Below are 16,726 nucleotides of genomic sequence, written 5' to 3'. Positions count from 1 at the left end.
CTGCTGGAGGGCCTGGATATCAGGTTCGATGAGCGGTGACCTGGCAGGGCTGGCCAGGCGGCCAGGAGAGACAACAGGCACCGCGACGGAACGGCGCCGGCGAGCTATGAGCCTCTCCAGTCCAGTCCTGGCAGATGCGGAATGATCGCTGGCGTGCTCTGCCGGTACGTCGGATAGTCGGGATGGCTTTCGCAGAGGCGCTGCTCCTCCCGCCGAGCCTTGAACCCCAGCACAACGGCCAGGGCCACCAGCAGCCCCAGGTGCAGCAGGCTGCCGAGCAGCAGCACAACCCCCAGGGAGCAGAGCAGCAGCGACTGATACAAGGGATGCCGGCAACGGCCGTAAGCACCTTCTGTGACCAGGGCCGCTCCGGGGATCGGCTCTGGAAGGGGGCTGAGGCTGTCGCCCAGGTTCAACGCACCCTGGGCGCCAACGGCAAGGCCAATCACCACCACGATGGCGCCGCTGAGCCGCAGGGCCATCGGCCAGTGCAGCCCGAATTCGCTCAGGGCCGGTGCCGCCGGCAATGCGTGCGCGGCAATCAGGGCCATCTGGGCCAGCACCCACCACTCACCGCGGCGGTTGTCGCGCAGCCCCTCCCAGGTGAAGCCCCACCTCTGCATGCGCTGCTTCAGGTGATCAAGCATGGTGAGTCCTCCTGATCGCGTGACCGTTCGGGGTTGATGGGTTTGCGCCACAGCCCCAGCCATTCGTCGCTGCGTTTGGCGATCGAGCCGCTGGCCGGCTCCCAGATCACCTCCACCAGAGCGGCCTGCCGCCACAGGTGAGCGAGCTCGTGGGGATCACTGCCCCAGGGTGGACCGCCGGGCCGGCTGTGGCACCAGAACAGGCCCAGCAGCCAGCCGCCCGGCTGCAACAGGCGCGCCGCGGTGGCCCCGTAGGCCTCACGCAGCTGCGGATCGATGGCGCAGAAACAGGTGTGCTCCAGCACACCCCGCAGGCTGCCGGGCCCAAGCCTGGCAGCCTCCAGCGCCGCCGGGTCGAACAGGTCGGCCTGCAGCCAGCGCAGCCCGGGGCGGTCGGGACCGTGCAGTCTGCGGGCCTCGCGCAGGGCCTCGCCGCTGAAATCCAGGCCCACCACCGAGAAGCCGAGTTCGGCCAGCAGGGCCGCTTCATGGCCGCGGCCGCAGCCGGGCACCAGCACCGCACCCCCCGGCTCTGGACGGCGCGGATCGTGACGCAGGAACTCCGCCAGGGGCGGGGCGGGCTGGCCGAGTTCCCAGCCATCGCTGCCCTCGCGATAGCGCTGGTCCCAGCGCCGGGAATGGTCCCCGGAGCGGTGACAGGACAACAGGGAGTCAGCAGGACGGGACAACACGGGGCGAAACAAGGACTATTCTGGAATGACGTAAGCATCATATGTCGAAATACTCATGAGCCTGAGCCCCATGCCCCTCCGACCCGCATCGCACGTTCAGGTGCTGATCGCCGGCGGCGGCACCGGTGGCATCACCCTGGCCAGCTGGCTGCGCAAGCTCAGCCCCCAGCTGGAGATCGTCATCGTTGAGCCATCGCCCTTCCACGACTACCAGTCGGGCTGGGTGCTGGTGGCCGGAGGCTTCATCGCCCCGGAGGACACCAGGCGCGCTGAGCGGGAGGTGCTGCCGGAGGGAGTGGCCCTGATTCAAAGCAAGGTGGTGGGTTTCGATCCCGACCACAACGCCGTGGACCTGATCGGCGGCCGGCGTCTCGGTTACGACGTGCTGGTGGTGGCCCTGGGCATCGAGCTCAACTGGACCGCCGTGCGGGGCCTGGCCGAGACCCTGGGCCATCACCACGTCACCAGCATCTACAGCCGGCCCATGGCCAGCTACACCCGTCGCTGCTTCGAGGAGTTCCAGGGCGGCACGGCCCTGTTCACCCAGCCGGCCACGGCAATCAAGTGCGGCGGGGCGCCCCAGAAGATCATGCACCTGGCCCATCAGCAGTTCGCGGCGCGCAGCGGCGTGGGCGTGAACAGCCGCATCCTGTTCTGCACGGCCCAGGCCAGCCTGTTCCCGGTGCAGGCCTACAGCGACAAGATGGTTGAGATCGCCGCCCGCCACCACTCCGAGGTGCGCTACCACCACGATCTGGTGGCGGTGGACGGAGAGGCCGGCCTGGCCAGCTTTCGCCTCCAGGAGCCTGGGCAGAGCGAGCGGATGGACACCATTCACTTCGACCTCCTGCACGTGGTGCCGCCCATGTCGGCGCCGCCGGTTGTGGCCGCCAGCCCCCTGGCCGTTCGGCCCAGGGATGGTGACCCTGGGCGCGCGAGTGGCGGCTGGGTGGAGGTGGATCCGCACACCGCCCGGCATGTGCACTACGGCAATGTGTTCGCCATCGGCGATGTGGGCTCCTTCCCCACCGCCAAGACGGCGGCGGCGGTGCGCAAGCAGGCGCCGGTGGTGGCGGCCAATGTGCTGGCGGTGCTGGAGGGCCGGCCCCTTGATCCCGCCTATGACGGCTACAGCGCCTGCCCCCTGATCACCAACGATCACGCGGTGATGATGGTGGAGTTCGACTACAGCAAGCAGCCCGTGAGCAGCTTTCTGATGAATCCGGTGAAGGAGCGCTGGTTCGCCTGGCTGCTGGAGCGCTTCGGCTTCCCCTGGATCTACTGGAACCGGATGCTCAAGGCCCAGCCCCATGAGGCCACCTACCTCAAGCCGTTCGCGGGCCTGGCCCGGCGCCTGGGCCTGATGCGTTGGCAGGCCTGAGCTCCCCGCTGCGATCCCTCGCCCTGGCCCTGGCCCTGCTGGCGGTGGTGGGCTGCGGGCCTCGGCTGCCGCGGGGAGCCTCCGATCAGCAACTGGCCACCGAGGTGGAGCGCCGCTATGCCGCCTTCCGCCGGCGTCTGTTCCCCGCCGTACCGGACATCAGCGTGACCGAATGGCTCAGCGATGGTCGCTCAGCAGGGCCCGGCCGGCAGCCCCTGCTGGTGGATGTGCGTGAACCCCACGAGCAGGCGGTGTCGATGCTGCCGGGGGCGATCAGCCGCCAGGCGTTCGAGCGCGATCGGGAGCGCCACCGCGATCGTTTGATCGTGACCTACTGCACCATCGGTGTGCGCAGCGGGCTCTACGCCCGGCAGCTGATCGAGGAGGGCTATTCGGCCCGCAACCTGGCCGGCAGCGTGCTGGCCTGGGCCCATGCCGGGTTGCCCTTCGAGGCCGGCGGGCGCTCCACCCGCCGGGTGCATGTGTATGGCGCCGACTGGAACCTGCTGCCCCGTGGCTACGAGCCCGCGCTGGAGCGCTGATCAGGCCTGCCCCGGCAGCCAGCGGCGCAGCAACTCCTCCTGCTGCACCAGGCGGATGCGGTTGGCGTCGCTGGGATCGCTGGCGTAGCGCTGTTGCAGGTCGTTGAGCAGATGGCGCATGCTCAGCTGCTCCAGGGGGTGGCGGGGCACCGGTACCGGTTCGAGTCGCAGCTCCTCGAGGGACACCTCTTCCAGTAACCGCATGCCGCCCGCGGCCGGCCCGTGGATGCGCACCTCCGCGTCCGGGGGTGCCAGGAAGGTGAGCAGCTCGAAGGGGAACACCACCCGCTCGAGAAAGAACTGATCCGGTCCGCTGCAGCGCAGCACCACCATCACGTCCCGGGCGTTGCGGTAGCCAAAGGCGGTGTGGCCGCCGCGATCGGGGTCGGGGCTGGTGCGGCGCGTCATGGCGGCATCTGGCGAGGGGACCCGGGTGTCGATCCTGCGGTTGCCCGCCGTTGGAAAGCGTGTCGCAGGCCACCGCTGCGGCCGAATGAGTGTTCTTACCCCCCGTCCCCGTCTGGCCCGGACCCGGTTCAGCCCAGCTCCAGACAGGCCAGTCCGTAGACATCGCTGAGCGGCACCGTCGGTGCCGTGCCGCGATACATCCGCAGGGTGCGTGAGAGGGGCCGGAAGCCCAGCCCTTCCAGCAGCGCCGCCGCCGCCGGGTTGGCCCCCGGCGCGTCGATCAGCACCACCCCCGGATGCCGGTGGATGAGACCCGCCAGCAACTGGCCCGCCAGGGCCGGACTGCCGGCCAGCAGAGGGCCGACGCGCCAGCCCTCGCCCCGCCGCAGTAGACAGGGGCGGATCCGCCCGAAGCCATGGCAGCGGCCCTCGCCATCCACCAGGGCCAGCACCGTGCCGGCCGGGTGCTGGAGCCAATCGGCCAGGAAATGGGGTCGGGGGCTGGGTTCGCGCTGGGCGTCGTAGGCCTGCACCGCCGCCGCCGGGATGGCCGCGCCCTCCAGCAGGCGCGGCTCCGGCCCGCCGAACCCACCGCTGGTGTCGGTGTCGGTGTGGCTGTCGCTGCGGTGGCTCTCGCGGATCAGCTGCCAGCGGGTGGTGGTGGAGGCCGGCGCGAACCCCCAGCCTGCGTAGTCGTGTGCCCGTTCCGGTGCCGCCTCCAAGCCGATGCAGCGCAAATCGGCCAGGTGATCCAGGGCGTGCCGCCAGAGCGCTACGCCGTAGCCCCGGCCCCGATGGACGGGCCTCACCAGAAACAGGCCCAGGAAGCCGTAGGCGGCGTTGTAGCGCACGCCGGCGATGCAGCCCACCGGCTCCTGGCCCAGCCAGCCAAGCCACAGCCCCTGGCGGTCGGTGTGGCGGTAGATGGCCACATCGCCTGCCCCCGGCGTGAAGCCCTCGGCCCTGGCCCAGTCCGTCACCAGCGGGATGTGGCGCCGCTCCAGCGGGCGGATAGTGAGGACCGAGCCCATGGACCAGCGTCACCGGCGGCGCCTCAGGCCTGCTGCAGCCGCTGCACCTTGTTTAGCGCCACTCTCGCGGCCGCACCAGCGCTTCTAGGATCAGTCGTTCTGCAGGATGCCGCATGCCCTCTGGCCGGAGCTCAGCTGCCAAGGGCACAGTTGCCACGAGCTCGGCGTCGCCTGCGGCCGGGAGTGCTGCCGCGGTCCGGCAGCCCCGCTCGGATCAACCGCGCCATACCGCCATCGACGAGACCCTTGCCCTCAGGGCCCTCAACGGCGGCAGCCTCGAGGATGTGATCCGTGTGCGCGGCGCCCGCCAGCACAATCTGCGCAACGTCGACCTCACCATCCCCCGCAACCGCCTGGTGGTGTTCACCGGCGTGAGCGGCAGCGGCAAGAGCTCCCTGGCCTTCGACACGATCTTCGCCGAGGGCCAGCGCCGCTACGTGGAGAGCCTCTCGGCCTACGCGCGCCAGTTTCTGGGCCAGGTGGACAAGCCCGATGTGGATGCCATCGAGGGGCTGTCGCCGGCGATCTCGATCGACCAGAAGTCCACCAGCCACAACCCCCGCTCCACCGTCGGCACGGTCACCGAGATCCAGGACTACCTGCGCCTGCTGTTCGGCCGCGCCGGCGAGCCCCACTGCCCCCAGTGCGACCGCTCGATCCGACCCCAGACCATCGACGAGATGGTGGACCAGATCCTCACCCTGCCCGAGGGCCTGCGCTACCAGCTGCTGGCGCCGGTGGTGCGCGGCAAGAAGGGCAGCCACGTGAAGTTGCTGGGGGGCCTGGTGGCCGAAGGTTTCGCCCGGGTGCGCATCAACGGCGAGGTGCGGGAGCTGGCCGACAACATCGAGCTCGACAAGAACCACGCCCACCACATCGAGGTGGTGGTGGACCGGCTGGTGGCCCGTGACGGCATCCAGGAGCGGCTCACCGATTCCCTGCGCACGGCGCTGAAGCGCGGCGACGGCCTGGCCCTGGTGGAGCTGGTGCCCAAAACCGGCGAGGAGCTGCCGGAGGGTCTGGAACGGGAGCGGCTCTACTCCGAAAACTTCGCCTGTCCGGTGCACGGGGCGGTGATGGAGGAGCTCTCACCGCGGCTGTTCTCCTTCAACAGTCCCTACGGCGCCTGCCCCGACTGCCACGGCATCGGTCATCTGCGCCGGTTCACCGCCGAGCGGGTGATCCCCGATCCTTCCCTGCCCGTGTACGCGGCGGTGACTCCCTGGGCAGAGAAGGACAACGCCTATTACTTCTCACTGCTCTATTCGGTGGGCGAGGCCTTCGGCTTCGAGATCAAGTCGCCCTGGAACCAGCTCAGCCCCGAACAGCGGGACGTGCTGCTCAACGGCTCCAAAGAGCCGATTGCGATCCAGGCCGACAGCCGCTACCGCAAGGCGGAGACCTACGTGCGGCCGTTTGAGGGCATCCTGCCGATCCTCGAGCGCCAGTTGCGCGATGCCAGCGGTGAGGCCGTGCGCCAGAAGCTGGAGAAGTATCTGGAGCTGGTGCCCTGCGCCAGCTGCCACGGGCTGCGGCTCAAGCCGGAGGCCCTGTCGGTGCGGGTGGGGCCCTACCGGATCCATGAGCTCACCGCCACCAGCGTGGGCGAGAGCCTGCGACGCATCGAGGCCCTGATGGGGGTGGGTGAGAGCGAGGGCGCCGACCCGCTGCTCACGGCCCGCCAGATTCAGATCGGCGAGCTGGTGCTGCGGGAGATCCGCATGCGCCTGAAGTTCCTGCTCGATGTGGGGCTCGACTACCTCAGCCTCGACCGGCCGGCGATGACCCTCAGCGGCGGCGAGGCCCAGCGCATCCGCCTGGCCACCCAGATCGGAGCCGGTCTCACCGGGGTGCTGTACGTGCTCGATGAGCCCAGCATCGGCCTGCACCAGCGCGACAACGACAGGCTTCTGGCCACCCTGCTGAAGCTGCGTGATCTGGGTAACACGCTGATCGTGGTGGAGCACGACGAGGACACCATCCGCGCCGCCGACCACCTGGTGGACATCGGTCCCGGAGCAGGCGTGCACGGCGGTCACATCGTGGCCGAGGGCAGCCTCGACAACCTGCTGAACGCCTCCGATTCCCTCACCGGGGCCTACCTCAGCGGCCGCCGCGCCATCCCCACCCCGGCCGAACGGCGCTGCGCCGGCTCCCGGCGGCTCAGCCTGCTGGGTTGCGAGCGCAACAACCTGGCCGGCTTCGACGTGGAGTTTCCCCTCGGCCGGCTGGTGTGCGTGACGGGGGTGAGCGGCAGCGGCAAGAGCACCCTGGTGAATGAGCTGCTGCACCCGGCCCTGGAGCATCAGCTGGGCCTGAAGGTGCCGTTCCCGGCCGGCGTGCGCGAGCTGCGCGGCATCCAGGCGATCGACAAGGTGATCGTGATCGACCAGAGCCCGATCGGCCGCACCCCACGCTCCAACCCCGCCACCTACACCGGCACCTTCGATCCGATCCGGCAGGTGTTTGCGGCCACGGTGGAGGCCAAGGCCCGCGGCTACCAGGTGGGCCAGTTCAGCTTCAACGTCAAGGGGGGGCGCTGCGAGGCCTGCAGCGGCCAGGGGGTGAATGTGATCGAGATGAATTTCCTGCCTGACGTGTACGTGCAGTGCGACGTGTGCAAGGGCGCCCGCTACAACCGCGAAACCCTGCAGGTGACGTTCAGGGGCCACACCATCGCCGATGTGCTGGAGATGACGGTGGAGCAGGCCGCCGAGGTGTTCTCCTCCATTCCCCAGGCGGCCGACCGGCTGCGCACCCTGGTGGACGTGGGCCTGGGCTACATCAAGCTCGGCCAGCCCGCCCCCACCCTCTCCGGCGGCGAGGCCCAGCGGGTGAAGCTCGCCACCGAGCTCTCCCGCCGGGCCACCGGCAAAACCCTCTATCTGATCGATGAGCCCACCACGGGCCTGAGCTTCTACGACGTGCACAAGCTCATGGAGGTGATGCAGCGGCTGGTGGACAAGGGCAACTCGATCCTGGTGATCGAGCACAACCTCGATGTGATCCGCTGCGCCGACTGGATCATCGACCTGGGCCCCGAGGGCGGCGACAGGGGCGGCGCGATCGTGACCTGTGGTACTCCCGAGGAGGTGGCGGCCCATCCCACCAGCCACACGGGCCGGTATCTCAAGCAGGTGTTGGCGCAGCATCCACCGGTGCCCCTGGCGGCTTGAGGCCCATGGCCAGGGCTGGTGTGCTGCTCACAATGAGCACTCCACCGCTGGTGTTGGCGCTTAAGGTCTGGGCAGGACGTCGTCACGGCTCCGCCTGACTCCAGCTCCCGATGCCCACCGATTCTCCAGCCCGCCCACCAGCCCCTCGGCCCGCACTGCGTCCCACGGCCTTACTCCCCCAGCTGCTGGTCCCCCAGCTGCCGGTGGCCTCGCCCGAGCAGCCCCCCACCTCCGCGCCTGCCACCGTGGGTGGCGGGCTGCTGCCCAGGCTGCGCCGGCTGGCTGATCTGCTGGTGTTGGAGCCGTTGGCGGCAGTGGAACCCGGCCCCTACGTGCACACCGCCGCCATCCACACCAGTGCCGATCTGACGGCGTCGCTGGACGGCATCACCCGGCTCAGCCGGGCCCAGGGATTCAGCCGGGATCCGGAAACCCACTACGGCGACGGCGGCCGCAGTGCCACGTATCACGTGGATCACCGCGACCTGCCGGTGTCGCTGAGTGTGACCTGCAATCCCCTGCGCCAGACCGTGGCCATCGCCGTCAGCGGCCTCGACTGCGCCGACGCCTACCGCTGCTTCCGCGACCTGGAGGCCGCCCTGTTCGGCAACTGCTGAACGGGACGCAGCACCATTTCCGGGCTAGGACAAATCCAGGTTGTGTTGATCCCGAGGCCATGGACAGCACCGCCCAGCCCGGTTTTTCCATCCTCCACCTCCACCTGCACGGCCTGTTCCGATCCCGTGATCTGGAGCTCGGCCGTGATCCCGACACCGGCGGCCAGACCACCTATGTGCTGGAACTGGCCCGAGCCCTGGCGGCCCGCCCCGAGGTGGAGCGGGTGGAGGTGGTCACCCGGCTGATTCGCGACCGGCGCCTGTCGGGCGACTACACCTGGGCCGAGGAGCGCATCGCTCCCGGCGCCACGATCCTGCGCCTGCCCTTCGGGCCGCCCCGCTACCTGCGCAAGGAGCTGCTCTGGCCCCATCTCGACGAGCTGGCCGACGCCCTTGCCGAGCGGTTGTCGACCCAGCCCCGCCTGCCGGACTGGATCCACGCGCACTACGCCGACGCCGGCTACGTGGGTGCCCTGCTGCAGCGCCGGCTGGGGATCCCGCTGGTGTTCACCGGCCATTCCCTCGGCCGCGAGAAGCGCCGCCGCCTGCTGGCCGCTGGCCTGGAGGCTGGCCAGATCGATGCCCAGTACGCCATGGCCCAGCGCATCGACGCCGAGGAACTGGCCCTGGCCCATGCCCAGCTGGTGGTGACCAGCACGCGCCAGGAATGCGAGCAGCAATATGCCCGCTATGGCCGCTTTCGTGCCGACCGGGCCCGGGTGATCCCCCCCGGCGTCGACTGTCTTCAGTTCTTTGCGCCCCGGGCCGGGGAGCGGGAGTTGGCCGTGCAGGAGCTGATGGCCCCGTTTCTGCGCGATCCGTCCCAGCCGCCGGTGCTGGCCATCTGCCGGGCCGACTACCGCAAGAACATCCCCGCGCTGGTGGAGGTGTTCGGCCGCTCCGAGCACCTGCGCCGCCACCACAACCTGGTGCTGGTGCTCGGCTGCCGCGATGATCCCCGTCAGCTCGACCGCCAGCAGCGGGAGGTGTTCCAGCAGGTGTTCGAGCTGGTGGATCGCTTTGATCTCTACGGCCAGATCGCCTATCCGAAGCAACATCGGCGCCACCAGATTCCGGAGATCTACCGCTGGGCGGCGCGCCTCGGCGGCGTGTTCGTGAACCCGGCGCTCACCGAGCCCTTCGGCCTCACCCTGCTGGAGGCCGCCGCCAGTGGCCTGCCGGCGGTGGCCACCGACGACGGCGGACCCCGGGAGATTCTCGGCCGCTGCCACAACGGTCTGCTGGTGGACGTGTCCGATCTCGACGCCCTGCAGACGTCGGTGGAGGACGCCCTGGCCCAGCCCGAGCGCTGGCGCCGCTGGCGCGACAACGGCATCGAGGCCGTGAGCCGCTACTACAGCTGGGATGCGCATGTCAGCCACTATCTGGCTGAGGCGGTGCCCGCCACCCGGGAGGCGGCAGGGCAGCTGCCCCCCCTCTGGTATCAGCGGGCCGTGGCGCGCCCGTCCGTCGGCGGCACCGCTGAACCCGGCGGCGAACCGGCGTTCCCCCCAGCCCCGCAGCGGCTGCTGGCGCTCGACCTGGACGCAAGCCTGGCCGCCGCCGACGAGCCCAGCCTGGTGGAGTTGCGCCGCCGCTTGGGCAGCGACCCTCGGCTGGGCATTGCTGTGGTGTCTGGCCGCGGCTTTGATCCGGCCAGGATCGCCTACGACGCCCTGCACCTGCCGCGCCCATGCGTGTGGATCAGCGGAGCCGGCACGGAGATTCACTACGGCGCCGAGGCGGCCTGTGGGGTGGACCGCCGCTGGCAGGAGCACATCGCCCGGGATTGGGACCGGGCTGGGGTGGAGGCGGCGATGGCGGCGCTGGAGCCGCGCCTGCGCCGCCAGAGCGACCCTGATCAGGGGCCTTTCAAGGTGAGCTACATGCTCAGCGAGGCCGACCAGGGAATCCTGCCCCTGGTGCGCCAGACCCTGCGCAGCCGCGCGCTGATGGCGCGCCCGCACCTCTTCCATCACTGCTTTCTGGACGTGCTGCCGCTGACGGCCTCCAAGACCGAGGCGCTGCGCTACCTGGCACTGCGCTGGCGGCTGCCGCTCCATGCCCTCCTGGTGGAGGCCAGCCAGCAGGGGGATGGGGATCTGCTGCGCGGGCTGTCCCTGGGCGTGGTGCCGCTGGACCATGACCGGTCACTGGATCGGCTGCGCGGACACCGCCGGGTGTTCTTCTCCACCCGCCCCCAGGCCTGGGGGCTGCTCGAGGGGCTGGATCACCACCGCTTCGTTCGGCGTGGTGCTTAGCCCAGCTAATCCTTAGCGCCTGTGGTCAGTAGAGGCGGTAGATGGGCTGGCCCTGGGCTTCAAGGCCGCTCTCCCCGGCCCAGCCGGGCTGATCGTCCCAGGGCTCCGGCTCCCGTCCGCCGTCGTCCTCGGCAGCGAGCTGCTCGGGAGTGCGGCCGTAATCGGGGTTGCTGTCGGGCATCCAGAAGCTGAGGTCGTTGTACCAGTACAGACGCCCCGGCAGTTGGTCGGCCACCAGGTCGGTGCTGGCCATGGCCGTCAGCAGCTGGCTGAACTCCAGGGCGGTGAGGTTGGTCTGGATGTCTTCCCCGGCGATCTTCAGCAGCTCCGGCAGCCGGGTGAGCATGGCGGGCTGCGCCAGTTTGCTGAACACCTGATCGAGCACCATCCGCTGGCGTTCCATGCGGCCCAGATCGCCTTCGGGGTCGTTGCGGAAGCGCAGAAATCCCTCCAGGTCCTCACCCCTGAGCACCTGGAGGCCGGGATAGAGGTCGATGTACAGGCCCTGGGCGGTATCCACGTAGTACAGGCGCCGGGGCACATCCACCTCCACGCCCCCCAGGGCGTCGGCCACACGCTGCACAGACCTGAGATTCACCAGCAAGTAACGCTGGATGGGATCGTCCAGCAGGCCGCTCAGTTCTCGGCGGGCGCCGTCCATGCCGCCGAAGGCGTAGAGGGCATTGGCCTTGAGCACGCCGTAGTGCTCAGATTCCACGTAGGTGTCCCGCGGCACCTGGGTCACCCGGGTGGTGCCGTCCCCGATCTCCACCGTGAAGATCACATCGGTGTTGTCGCCCACCTTGTCGATCCCCATCACGAGGATCGACTGGCCGGCCAGCGGACTGATGGTGTCCGAGAGGTAGTCGGAGCCGCCCTTCAGGGCCGCCACCGCTCCATTCACAAGGCCCGGCAGGGGGCCCGAGAGGCCGTAGCCCAGCGCCAGGCCCATGGCGAACGGCACCAGCGTGAGGCGGCGGCCCCTGACCCGGGCGCCGGAAGGAGCTCGTTTTGGCTGCTGCTGCTGGCCCATGCCCACCCCTGGTGGGCGCACCTTAAGAGGCGAAAGCCTGCCCGGCCAGGGGTCAGGTGGCCACTACCCGGATCTGGCCGGCGGCAGCATCGGCGCGGCGGCGGGCTTCGGCCTCGCTGGCGCCCCGGGCCAGGGCCACCCCCAGGCGCCGGTTGGGCCGGGCGTCGGGCTTGCCGAACAGCAGCACCTCGGTGTCGGGCTCGCTGAGGGCCTCGGCCACTCCCGTGAAGGCCACCTGATCGGCTGCCCGCTCGGCCAGGATCACGCGGCTGGCCGCCGGCCCCCTGCTCTCGATGCGGGGAATCGGCAGCCCCAGCACCGCCCGCAGGTGCAGCTCGAACTCGCTCAGGTTCTGACCCATCAGGGTCACCAGGCCGGTGTCGTGGGGGCGGGGCGAGAGCTCGGAGAACACCACCTCCTCGGCCCCCGGAGCACCGCACAGAAAGAACTCCACCCCGAACAGGCCCGCTCCACCCAGGTTGTCGGTGACCGCCCGGGCCATGGCCTGGGCCTGCGCCAGTTGGGTGGCGCCGATGGCGGCCGGCTGCCAGCTGCACTGGTAGTCGCCGCGCTCCTGGATGTGGCCGATCGGCGGGCAGAACAGGGTGGGCGCTTGCCACTGCTTCACGGTGAGCAGGGTGATCTCCAGCTCGAAGCGCAGGAATTCCTCCACGATCACCCGCGTTCCGGCTCCTCGGGCCCCGGCCATCGCCGCCTCCCAGGCAGCGGCGATCCCTTCGGGCTCCCGCACCACGCTCTGGCCCTTGCCCGAGGAGCTCATCACCGGTTTCACCACCACCGGCCAGCCCAGGGGCGCGGCCGCGGCCGCCAGCTCCGCGGCGCTTTCGGCGTAGGCGAAGCGGGCGGTGCGCAGCCCCAGCTCCCTGGCGGCCAGATCGCGGATGCGATCGCGGTTCATGGTCACCGCCGTGGCCCGGGCGGTGGGGATCACGGTGATGCCTTCGGCTTCCAGCTCCGCCAGGGCGTCCACCGCCAGGGCTTCGATCTCGGGGATCACCAGATCGGGTCGGTGCCGGCGCACCACCGCCTTGAGGGCGTCGGCATCGGTCATGGCGATCACCTCCCAGGCGTCAGCCACCTGCATCGCCGGAGCGCCCGCGTAGCGATCGACAGCGATCACCCGGCAGCCCAGCCGCTGGGCGGCGATCGCCACCTCCTTGCCCAGTTCACCGCTGCCCAGCAGCATCAGGGTGCGGGGAAAGACGGCTGGCATGGCGAACGGCGTTACGGCAGCGGAGATCCTCCCGCAGCTCCGTCACAGCCTGCTAGAGAGGGTCGAGGCGCCACACCGTCGATGCCAGGGCTCTTGGATCCGGGCCTCCATGATCAGGGCCTGCCACTGACACAGGGCCTGCCATTGACAGGGGAACTGCCGTTGCCGTCGCCGTCGCCGGTGCTGGCCCTGAGCACCGCCAGCGATGCGGCCGCGGGCTTGCCCTTCGGCCTCGACATCAGCACCCTGCAGACCTACGTGCTGCTCTACCTGGGTCTGTCGTCGCTGGTGTTCGTGGTGGTGTGGGTGGTGGGCTACGTGCGCAGCCGCTGAGCTCAGGGTGAGGAGTCGTCGTCGGAACTGAGCAGGGTGAGCTGGCGCACCGGCGGCTCTTCGCTCACAAACCCGTAGGCCTCGAACACCGCCGGATCCGGGTGAGTGATGCGCTGGCCAGCGCTGCAGCGCTCGAGCTGAAACCCCTCGCCGGCCATCCGGCGCATCAGCGCCGCCGCCTCCTCGAAGCGGGCCGCCATCGCCTCCAGGCTGGCGCAGTCGGAGGTGAGGCCGGTTTCCCTCCAGGTGAAATGGGCCATGGGGCGGTGTGAAGGCGAGGTGGTGGGAGTGCGCGCGGGGCTGGATTCCTGACCAGCGTCGATGCCGGGATCAGGGCAGCAGCACCAGGCCCAGGAGTACCAGTAGCAGGCTGGTGATCCAGAAGCGGTTCACCACCTGGATCTCCGGCAGGCCCCCCAGTTCCAGGTGGTGGTGCAGGGGCGCCATGCGCAACACCCGGCGTCCGACACCGTCGGCCCCCTTGGTGGCCTTGAACACCCACACCTGCACGATCACCGACAGCGATTCGGCCAGAAACACCCCGCCCATCACCAGCAGCGGCCAGAGGCTGTTGGAGAGCAGGGCCACCGCGCTCAGCGCCGCCCCCATCGCCAGCGAGCCCGTGTCGCCCATGAACAGGCGGGCCGGGTTGCGGTTGTGGGCCAGAAACCCAAGCCAGCAGCCGGCCATGGCGGTGCAGAAGGCCGCCAGGGCCGGGTCGCCCTCGTGGCCGCGCAGCATCAGCTGCAACCCCATGCCGGTGAACACCACGGCGCCGCAGCCGGCCGCCAGGCCGTCCAGGCCGTCGGTGAGGTTGGTGGCGTTGCTCTCGGCCAGGAACACGAACAGGCCCAGGGGCCAGATCAGCAGACCCAGGGGCAGGATCCAGCCGAGGGGCAGGACCACATCGCCCGGGCTGGCCCCCCCCAGCCAGCCGCCGCTGGCCGCCCCGATCAGAAACAGCAGGGCGGCGCCGGCCTGCAGCAGGAGCTTGCCCCGCGGCGTCAGGCCGGTGTTGGTGCGGCGGGTGAGGCTGCGCCAGTCGTCCACTGCGCCCACGGCCATGAAGGCCAGGGTGACGGTCGCCACCGCCAGCAGGCGCGGATCAGCCGGACTCACCAGGCCGCCCACGATCACACCGACCGGCACCACCAGCAGCCCCCCCATGGTGGGCGTGCCGGCCTTGCTGTGGTGGGCCTGGGGGCCCTCCTCGCGGATCACCTGGCCGAGCTTGAGCTGTCGCAGCCGCGGCACGCCCCAGGCTGTGACGCCAGCGCTCACCAGCCCCGCCACCAGCAGGGGCAGGGTGAGCATCGAGTTGGCCACCAGCCAGTCGCTCAGCCCGCACGCCGCCAGAAGCGCCAGGGTCAGCAACCCGGCCGCCAGGCGTGCGTCCCGTGGCGGGGCCTGGGCTTCCCTGCCTTCCGCTGCCCGCACCACCGCTCAGTCTTCCCAGGCTTCGTCCTGCTGCTCGTCGTCCTTGTTGTAGTCCTCCTTCTCGCCCATCAGCGCCGAGAGCTCCTCCTCCTCCACGGTGCTCACATCGGTGCTGGCACTTTCCTCTTCGGCCACCAGGCGGCCGCTGCTCTCCAGCCAGCTGAGCAGATCGGGCTCATCGCGCAGCGGCAGCACCGGGGCCAGCTCGTCGCGGTCGTAGCGGGTGAGGGAGGGATTGACGCTCTCCAGGCGGCTGATGCTGGAGGCGGAGAGCTTGCTCATGCGGTCCGGGGTTCGTCAGGCTTGTGGGTGGTGGGCTCCGCTGGCGTGGCCCTGGTGGCCTGGCGTGCTGAACAGCCCCACCGCGACCGATCAATCTAACCACCAAGCCCCCAGCTCCAAGCGCCCCCATGCCCGAGCCGCTCTCCCCGCCACCGCCCGCCTCCCCACCCGCTTCCCCGCCGGAGCCGCCGACCCAGCCCGCCGTCGGCGCTGTGGGCACGGTGCTGCGCCTGTGGGCCCTGGCCCTGGCCCTCAGCGCCGGGCTCGCGGCCGCGGGCCAGCACTGGCCTGCTCCCCTGGTGCCCACTGGCCGGCTGGTGTGGGCCCTGGTGCTGGGCCCACCGCTGCTGATGGCCCTCTGGCTGACGGCCAGCTGGCGCCTGGAGCCGGACCCCGGCGCCGCTGACAGGGGAGAATCGGGCGATTGAGCACAAGGACTGTGTTGATGGGGCGTGCCAAGAAGGCCGTGCTGGCCTATTCCGGCGGGGTCGACACCAGCGTCTGTATCCCCTATCTGATCCAGGAATGGGGGGTGGATGAGGTGATCACCTTCGCGGCCGACCTGGGCCAGGGCGATGAGCTGGAGCCGATCCGGCGCAAGGCCCTCGATGCCGGCGCCAGCCAGTCGCTGGTGGGCGATCTGGTCGAGCCCTTCATCCGTGACTTCGCCTTCCCGGCGATTCGCGCCAACGCCCTGTACCAGGGCCGCTACCCGCTCAGCACCGCCCTGGCCCGGCCCCTGATCGCCCGCCGGCTTGTGGAGATCGCCCGGGAGCTGGGCGCCGACGCCGTGGCCCACGGCTGCACCGGCAAGGGCAACGACCAGGTGCGCTTCGACGTGGCCATCGGCGCTCTGGCACCGGATCTGAAGGTGCTCACCCCGGCGCGGGAGTGGGGCATGAGCCGGGAGGAAACGATCGCCTACGGCGAGCGCTGTGGCATCCCCTCGCCGGTGAGCAAGGCATCTCCCTACTCGATCGACCTCAACCTGCTGGGCCGCTCGATCGAGGCCGGCCCCCTGGAGGATCCCGACGTGGAGCCGCCGGAGGAGGTGTTCGCCCTCACCGTGAGCGTGGACGCGGCCCCGCAGCAGCCCCAGGTGGTGGAGATCGGCTTCGAGGGCGGCAACCCGGTGAGCCTCGATGGCGAGCGGCTCGATCCGGTGAGCCTGATCCGCCACGCCAACGCGCTCGCCGGCAGCCATGGCTTCGGCCGGCTGGACATGATCGAAGACCGGGTGGTGGGCATCAAGAGCCGCGAGATCTACGAAACCCCCGGCCTGCTCCTGCTGATCAAGGCGCACCAGGAACTCGAGAGTCTCACCCTGGGCGCCGACGTGCTGCGCGCCAAGCGCCAGCTGGAGATGCAGTGGGCCGATCTGGTGTATCAGGGGCTCTGGTTCGGTGCCCTCAAGGACGCCATCGACGGCTTCATCGACCGCACTCAGGGGGCGGTGAACGGCACGGTGCGCATCAAGCTGCACAAGGGCAACGCCACGGTGGTGGGTCGCAGCAGCGTCAGCAACAGCCTCTACATGCCGCACATGGCCACGTACGACGCCGGTGATCAGTTTGATCACCGTGCCGCCGAAGGATTCATCTACGTGTGGGGGCTGCCCACGCGGCTGTGGGCCGCCAGCCAACGTCAGTGAG

Annotated in this window: 17 protein-coding genes; 8 read left to right on the top strand and 9 right to left on the bottom strand. The window is 70.0% G+C overall.

The window, feature by feature from the left end:
* Positions 1 to 104: 104 nt before the first annotated feature.
* Both KBY96_RS02815 and KBY96_RS02810 read right to left on the bottom strand, forming a co-directional pair.
* Complete coding sequence (locus KBY96_RS02815; protein ID WP_254977703.1) at positions 105 to 647, bottom strand: isoprenylcysteine carboxylmethyltransferase family protein; 543 nt, start codon at positions 645 to 647, stop codon at positions 105 to 107.
* Complete coding sequence (locus tag KBY96_RS02810) at positions 632 to 1,312, bottom strand: methyltransferase domain-containing protein (protein ID WP_254977702.1); 681 nt, start codon at positions 1,310 to 1,312, stop codon at positions 632 to 634. Before KBY96_RS02810 ends, KBY96_RS02815 begins: the two co-directional genes overlap by 16 nt.
* A gap of 97 nt (positions 1,313 to 1,409) precedes the next feature.
* On the opposite strand from KBY96_RS02810, the gene KBY96_RS02805 reads away from it, so the two are divergent.
* The gene (locus tag KBY96_RS02805; RefSeq protein ID WP_254977701.1) at positions 1,410 to 2,720 is read left to right on the top strand and encodes an FAD/NAD(P)-binding oxidoreductase; all 1,311 of its coding nucleotides are present in this window, start codon (positions 1,410 to 1,412) and stop codon (positions 2,718 to 2,720) included.
* Positions 2,708 to 3,262 carry a rhodanese-like domain-containing protein gene (locus KBY96_RS02800; RefSeq protein WP_254977700.1) on the top strand — a complete coding sequence of 185 codons (555 nt, stop codon included), beginning with the start codon at positions 2,708 to 2,710 and terminating at the stop codon, positions 3,260 to 3,262. Before KBY96_RS02805 ends, KBY96_RS02800 begins: the two co-directional genes overlap by 13 nt.
* Here the strand turns inward: KBY96_RS02800 and KBY96_RS16495 are convergent, their stop codons facing one another.
* Positions 3,263 to 3,670: a DUF1830 domain-containing protein gene (locus KBY96_RS16495; RefSeq protein ID WP_396122232.1), complete on the bottom strand. Its 408-nt coding sequence runs from the start codon at positions 3,668 to 3,670 to the stop codon at positions 3,263 to 3,265. It abuts the gene before it with no gap.
* 128 nt (positions 3,671 to 3,798) lie between these two features.
* Positions 3,799 to 4,701 (bottom strand): GNAT family N-acetyltransferase, encoded by a 903-nt coding sequence (locus KBY96_RS02790; protein ID WP_254977699.1) that lies wholly within the window; start codon positions 4,699 to 4,701, stop codon positions 3,799 to 3,801.
* A 113-nt stretch (positions 4,702 to 4,814) separates the two neighbouring features.
* On the opposite strand from KBY96_RS02790, the gene uvrA reads away from it, so the two are divergent.
* The 3 genes from uvrA to KBY96_RS02775 all read left to right on the top strand — a co-directional run bounded on the left by uvrA (position 4,815) and on the right by KBY96_RS02775 (position 10,755).
* On the top strand, positions 4,815 to 7,877 hold the full coding sequence (uvrA, locus tag KBY96_RS02785; RefSeq protein ID WP_254977698.1) for an excinuclease ABC subunit UvrA: 3,063 nt from the start codon (positions 4,815 to 4,817) through the stop codon (positions 7,875 to 7,877).
* Between the two features lie 110 nt (positions 7,878 to 7,987).
* Positions 7,988 to 8,494, top strand: a complete 507-nt coding sequence (locus tag KBY96_RS02780; RefSeq protein WP_254977697.1) for a hypothetical protein — start codon at positions 7,988 to 7,990, stop codon at positions 8,492 to 8,494.
* Positions 8,495 to 8,553: 59 nt separating this feature from the next.
* Positions 8,554 to 10,755, top strand: coding sequence for an HAD family hydrolase (locus tag KBY96_RS02775; RefSeq protein ID WP_254977696.1), 2,202 nt, complete (start codon positions 8,554 to 8,556; stop codon positions 10,753 to 10,755).
* A gap of 25 nt (positions 10,756 to 10,780) precedes the next feature.
* Here KBY96_RS02775 and KBY96_RS02770 read toward each other — a convergent pair whose 3' ends face one another.
* Positions 10,781 to 11,719 (bottom strand): LCP family protein, encoded by a 939-nt coding sequence (locus KBY96_RS02770; RefSeq protein WP_254977695.1) that lies wholly within the window; start codon positions 11,717 to 11,719, stop codon positions 10,781 to 10,783.
* 121 nt (positions 11,720 to 11,840) lie between these two features.
* Positions 11,841 to 13,022 (bottom strand): formate-dependent phosphoribosylglycinamide formyltransferase, encoded by a 1,182-nt coding sequence (gene purT / locus KBY96_RS02765; RefSeq protein WP_254977694.1) that lies wholly within the window; start codon positions 13,020 to 13,022, stop codon positions 11,841 to 11,843.
* A gap of 162 nt (positions 13,023 to 13,184) precedes the next feature.
* Between purT and KBY96_RS02760 the strand changes: the two genes are divergently transcribed.
* The gene (locus KBY96_RS02760; protein WP_254977693.1) at positions 13,185 to 13,355 is read left to right on the top strand and encodes a cytochrome B6; all 171 of its coding nucleotides are present in this window, start codon (positions 13,185 to 13,187) and stop codon (positions 13,353 to 13,355) included.
* Between the two features lie 2 nt (positions 13,356 to 13,357).
* Here the strand turns inward: KBY96_RS02760 and KBY96_RS02755 are convergent, their stop codons facing one another.
* From KBY96_RS02755 to KBY96_RS02745, 3 genes are all read right to left on the bottom strand, one after another.
* Positions 13,358 to 13,615: a hypothetical protein gene (locus KBY96_RS02755; RefSeq protein WP_254977692.1), complete on the bottom strand. Its 258-nt coding sequence runs from the start codon at positions 13,613 to 13,615 to the stop codon at positions 13,358 to 13,360.
* A 70-nt stretch (positions 13,616 to 13,685) separates the two neighbouring features.
* A complete protein-coding gene (gene mraY / locus KBY96_RS02750) occupies positions 13,686 to 14,792 on the bottom strand; it encodes a phospho-N-acetylmuramoyl-pentapeptide-transferase (protein ID WP_254977691.1) in 1,107 nt (368 codons plus the stop codon).
* Between the two features lie 6 nt (positions 14,793 to 14,798).
* Entirely contained in the window at positions 14,799 to 15,074 is a 276-nt protein-coding gene (locus KBY96_RS02745) for a DUF3134 domain-containing protein (RefSeq protein ID WP_254977690.1), read from the bottom strand.
* Between the two features lie 128 nt (positions 15,075 to 15,202).
* Between KBY96_RS02745 and KBY96_RS02740 the strand changes: the two genes are divergently transcribed.
* Together KBY96_RS02740 and KBY96_RS02735 are read left to right on the top strand one after the other, a co-directional pair.
* A complete protein-coding gene (locus tag KBY96_RS02740; RefSeq protein ID WP_254977689.1) occupies positions 15,203 to 15,502 on the top strand; it encodes a hypothetical protein in 300 nt (99 codons plus the stop codon).
* A 17-nt stretch (positions 15,503 to 15,519) separates the two neighbouring features.
* Positions 15,520 to 16,725 carry an argininosuccinate synthase gene (locus KBY96_RS02735; protein ID WP_254977688.1) on the top strand — a complete coding sequence of 402 codons (1,206 nt, stop codon included), beginning with the start codon at positions 15,520 to 15,522 and terminating at the stop codon, positions 16,723 to 16,725.
* Position 16,726: the final 1 nt, after the last annotated feature.

This window comes from Cyanobium sp. ATX 6A2 (assembly GCF_024346355.1).
In the GTDB taxonomy this organism is placed as follows: Bacteria; Cyanobacteriota; Cyanobacteriia; order PCC-6307; family Cyanobiaceae; genus NIES-981.
This window is presented reverse-complemented; position numbering and strand designations above follow the sequence as displayed.

Coding starts and splice junctions, on each gene's coding strand:
- KBY96_RS02815 (WP_254977703.1), bottom strand. CDS start 647: ATGCTTGATCACCTGAAGCAGCGCATGCAGAGGTGGGGCTTCACCTGG.
- KBY96_RS02735 (WP_254977688.1), top strand. CDS start 15,520: ATGGGGCGTGCCAAGAAGGCCGTGCTGGCCTATTCCGGCGGGGTCGAC.
- KBY96_RS02745 (WP_254977690.1), bottom strand. CDS start 15,074: ATGAGCAAGCTCTCCGCCTCCAGCATCAGCCGCCTGGAGAGCGTCAAT.
- KBY96_RS02790 (WP_254977699.1), bottom strand. CDS start 4,701: ATGGGCTCGGTCCTCACTATCCGCCCGCTGGAGCGGCGCCACATCCCG.
- KBY96_RS02775 (WP_254977696.1), top strand. CDS start 8,554: ATGGACAGCACCGCCCAGCCCGGTTTTTCCATCCTCCACCTCCACCTG.
- KBY96_RS02805 (WP_254977701.1), top strand. CDS start 1,410: ATGCCCCTCCGACCCGCATCGCACGTTCAGGTGCTGATCGCCGGCGGC.
- uvrA (WP_254977698.1), top strand. CDS start 4,815: ATGCCCTCTGGCCGGAGCTCAGCTGCCAAGGGCACAGTTGCCACGAGC.
- purT (WP_254977694.1), bottom strand. CDS start 13,022: ATGCCAGCCGTCTTTCCCCGCACCCTGATGCTGCTGGGCAGCGGTGAA.
- KBY96_RS02780 (WP_254977697.1), top strand. CDS start 7,988: ATGCCCACCGATTCTCCAGCCCGCCCACCAGCCCCTCGGCCCGCACTG.
- KBY96_RS02740 (WP_254977689.1), top strand. CDS start 15,203: ATGCCCGAGCCGCTCTCCCCGCCACCGCCCGCCTCCCCACCCGCTTCC.
- KBY96_RS16495 (WP_396122232.1), bottom strand. CDS start 3,670: ATGACGCGCCGCACCAGCCCCGACCCCGATCGCGGCGGCCACACCGCC.
- KBY96_RS02755 (WP_254977692.1), bottom strand. CDS start 13,615: ATGGCCCATTTCACCTGGAGGGAAACCGGCCTCACCTCCGACTGCGCC.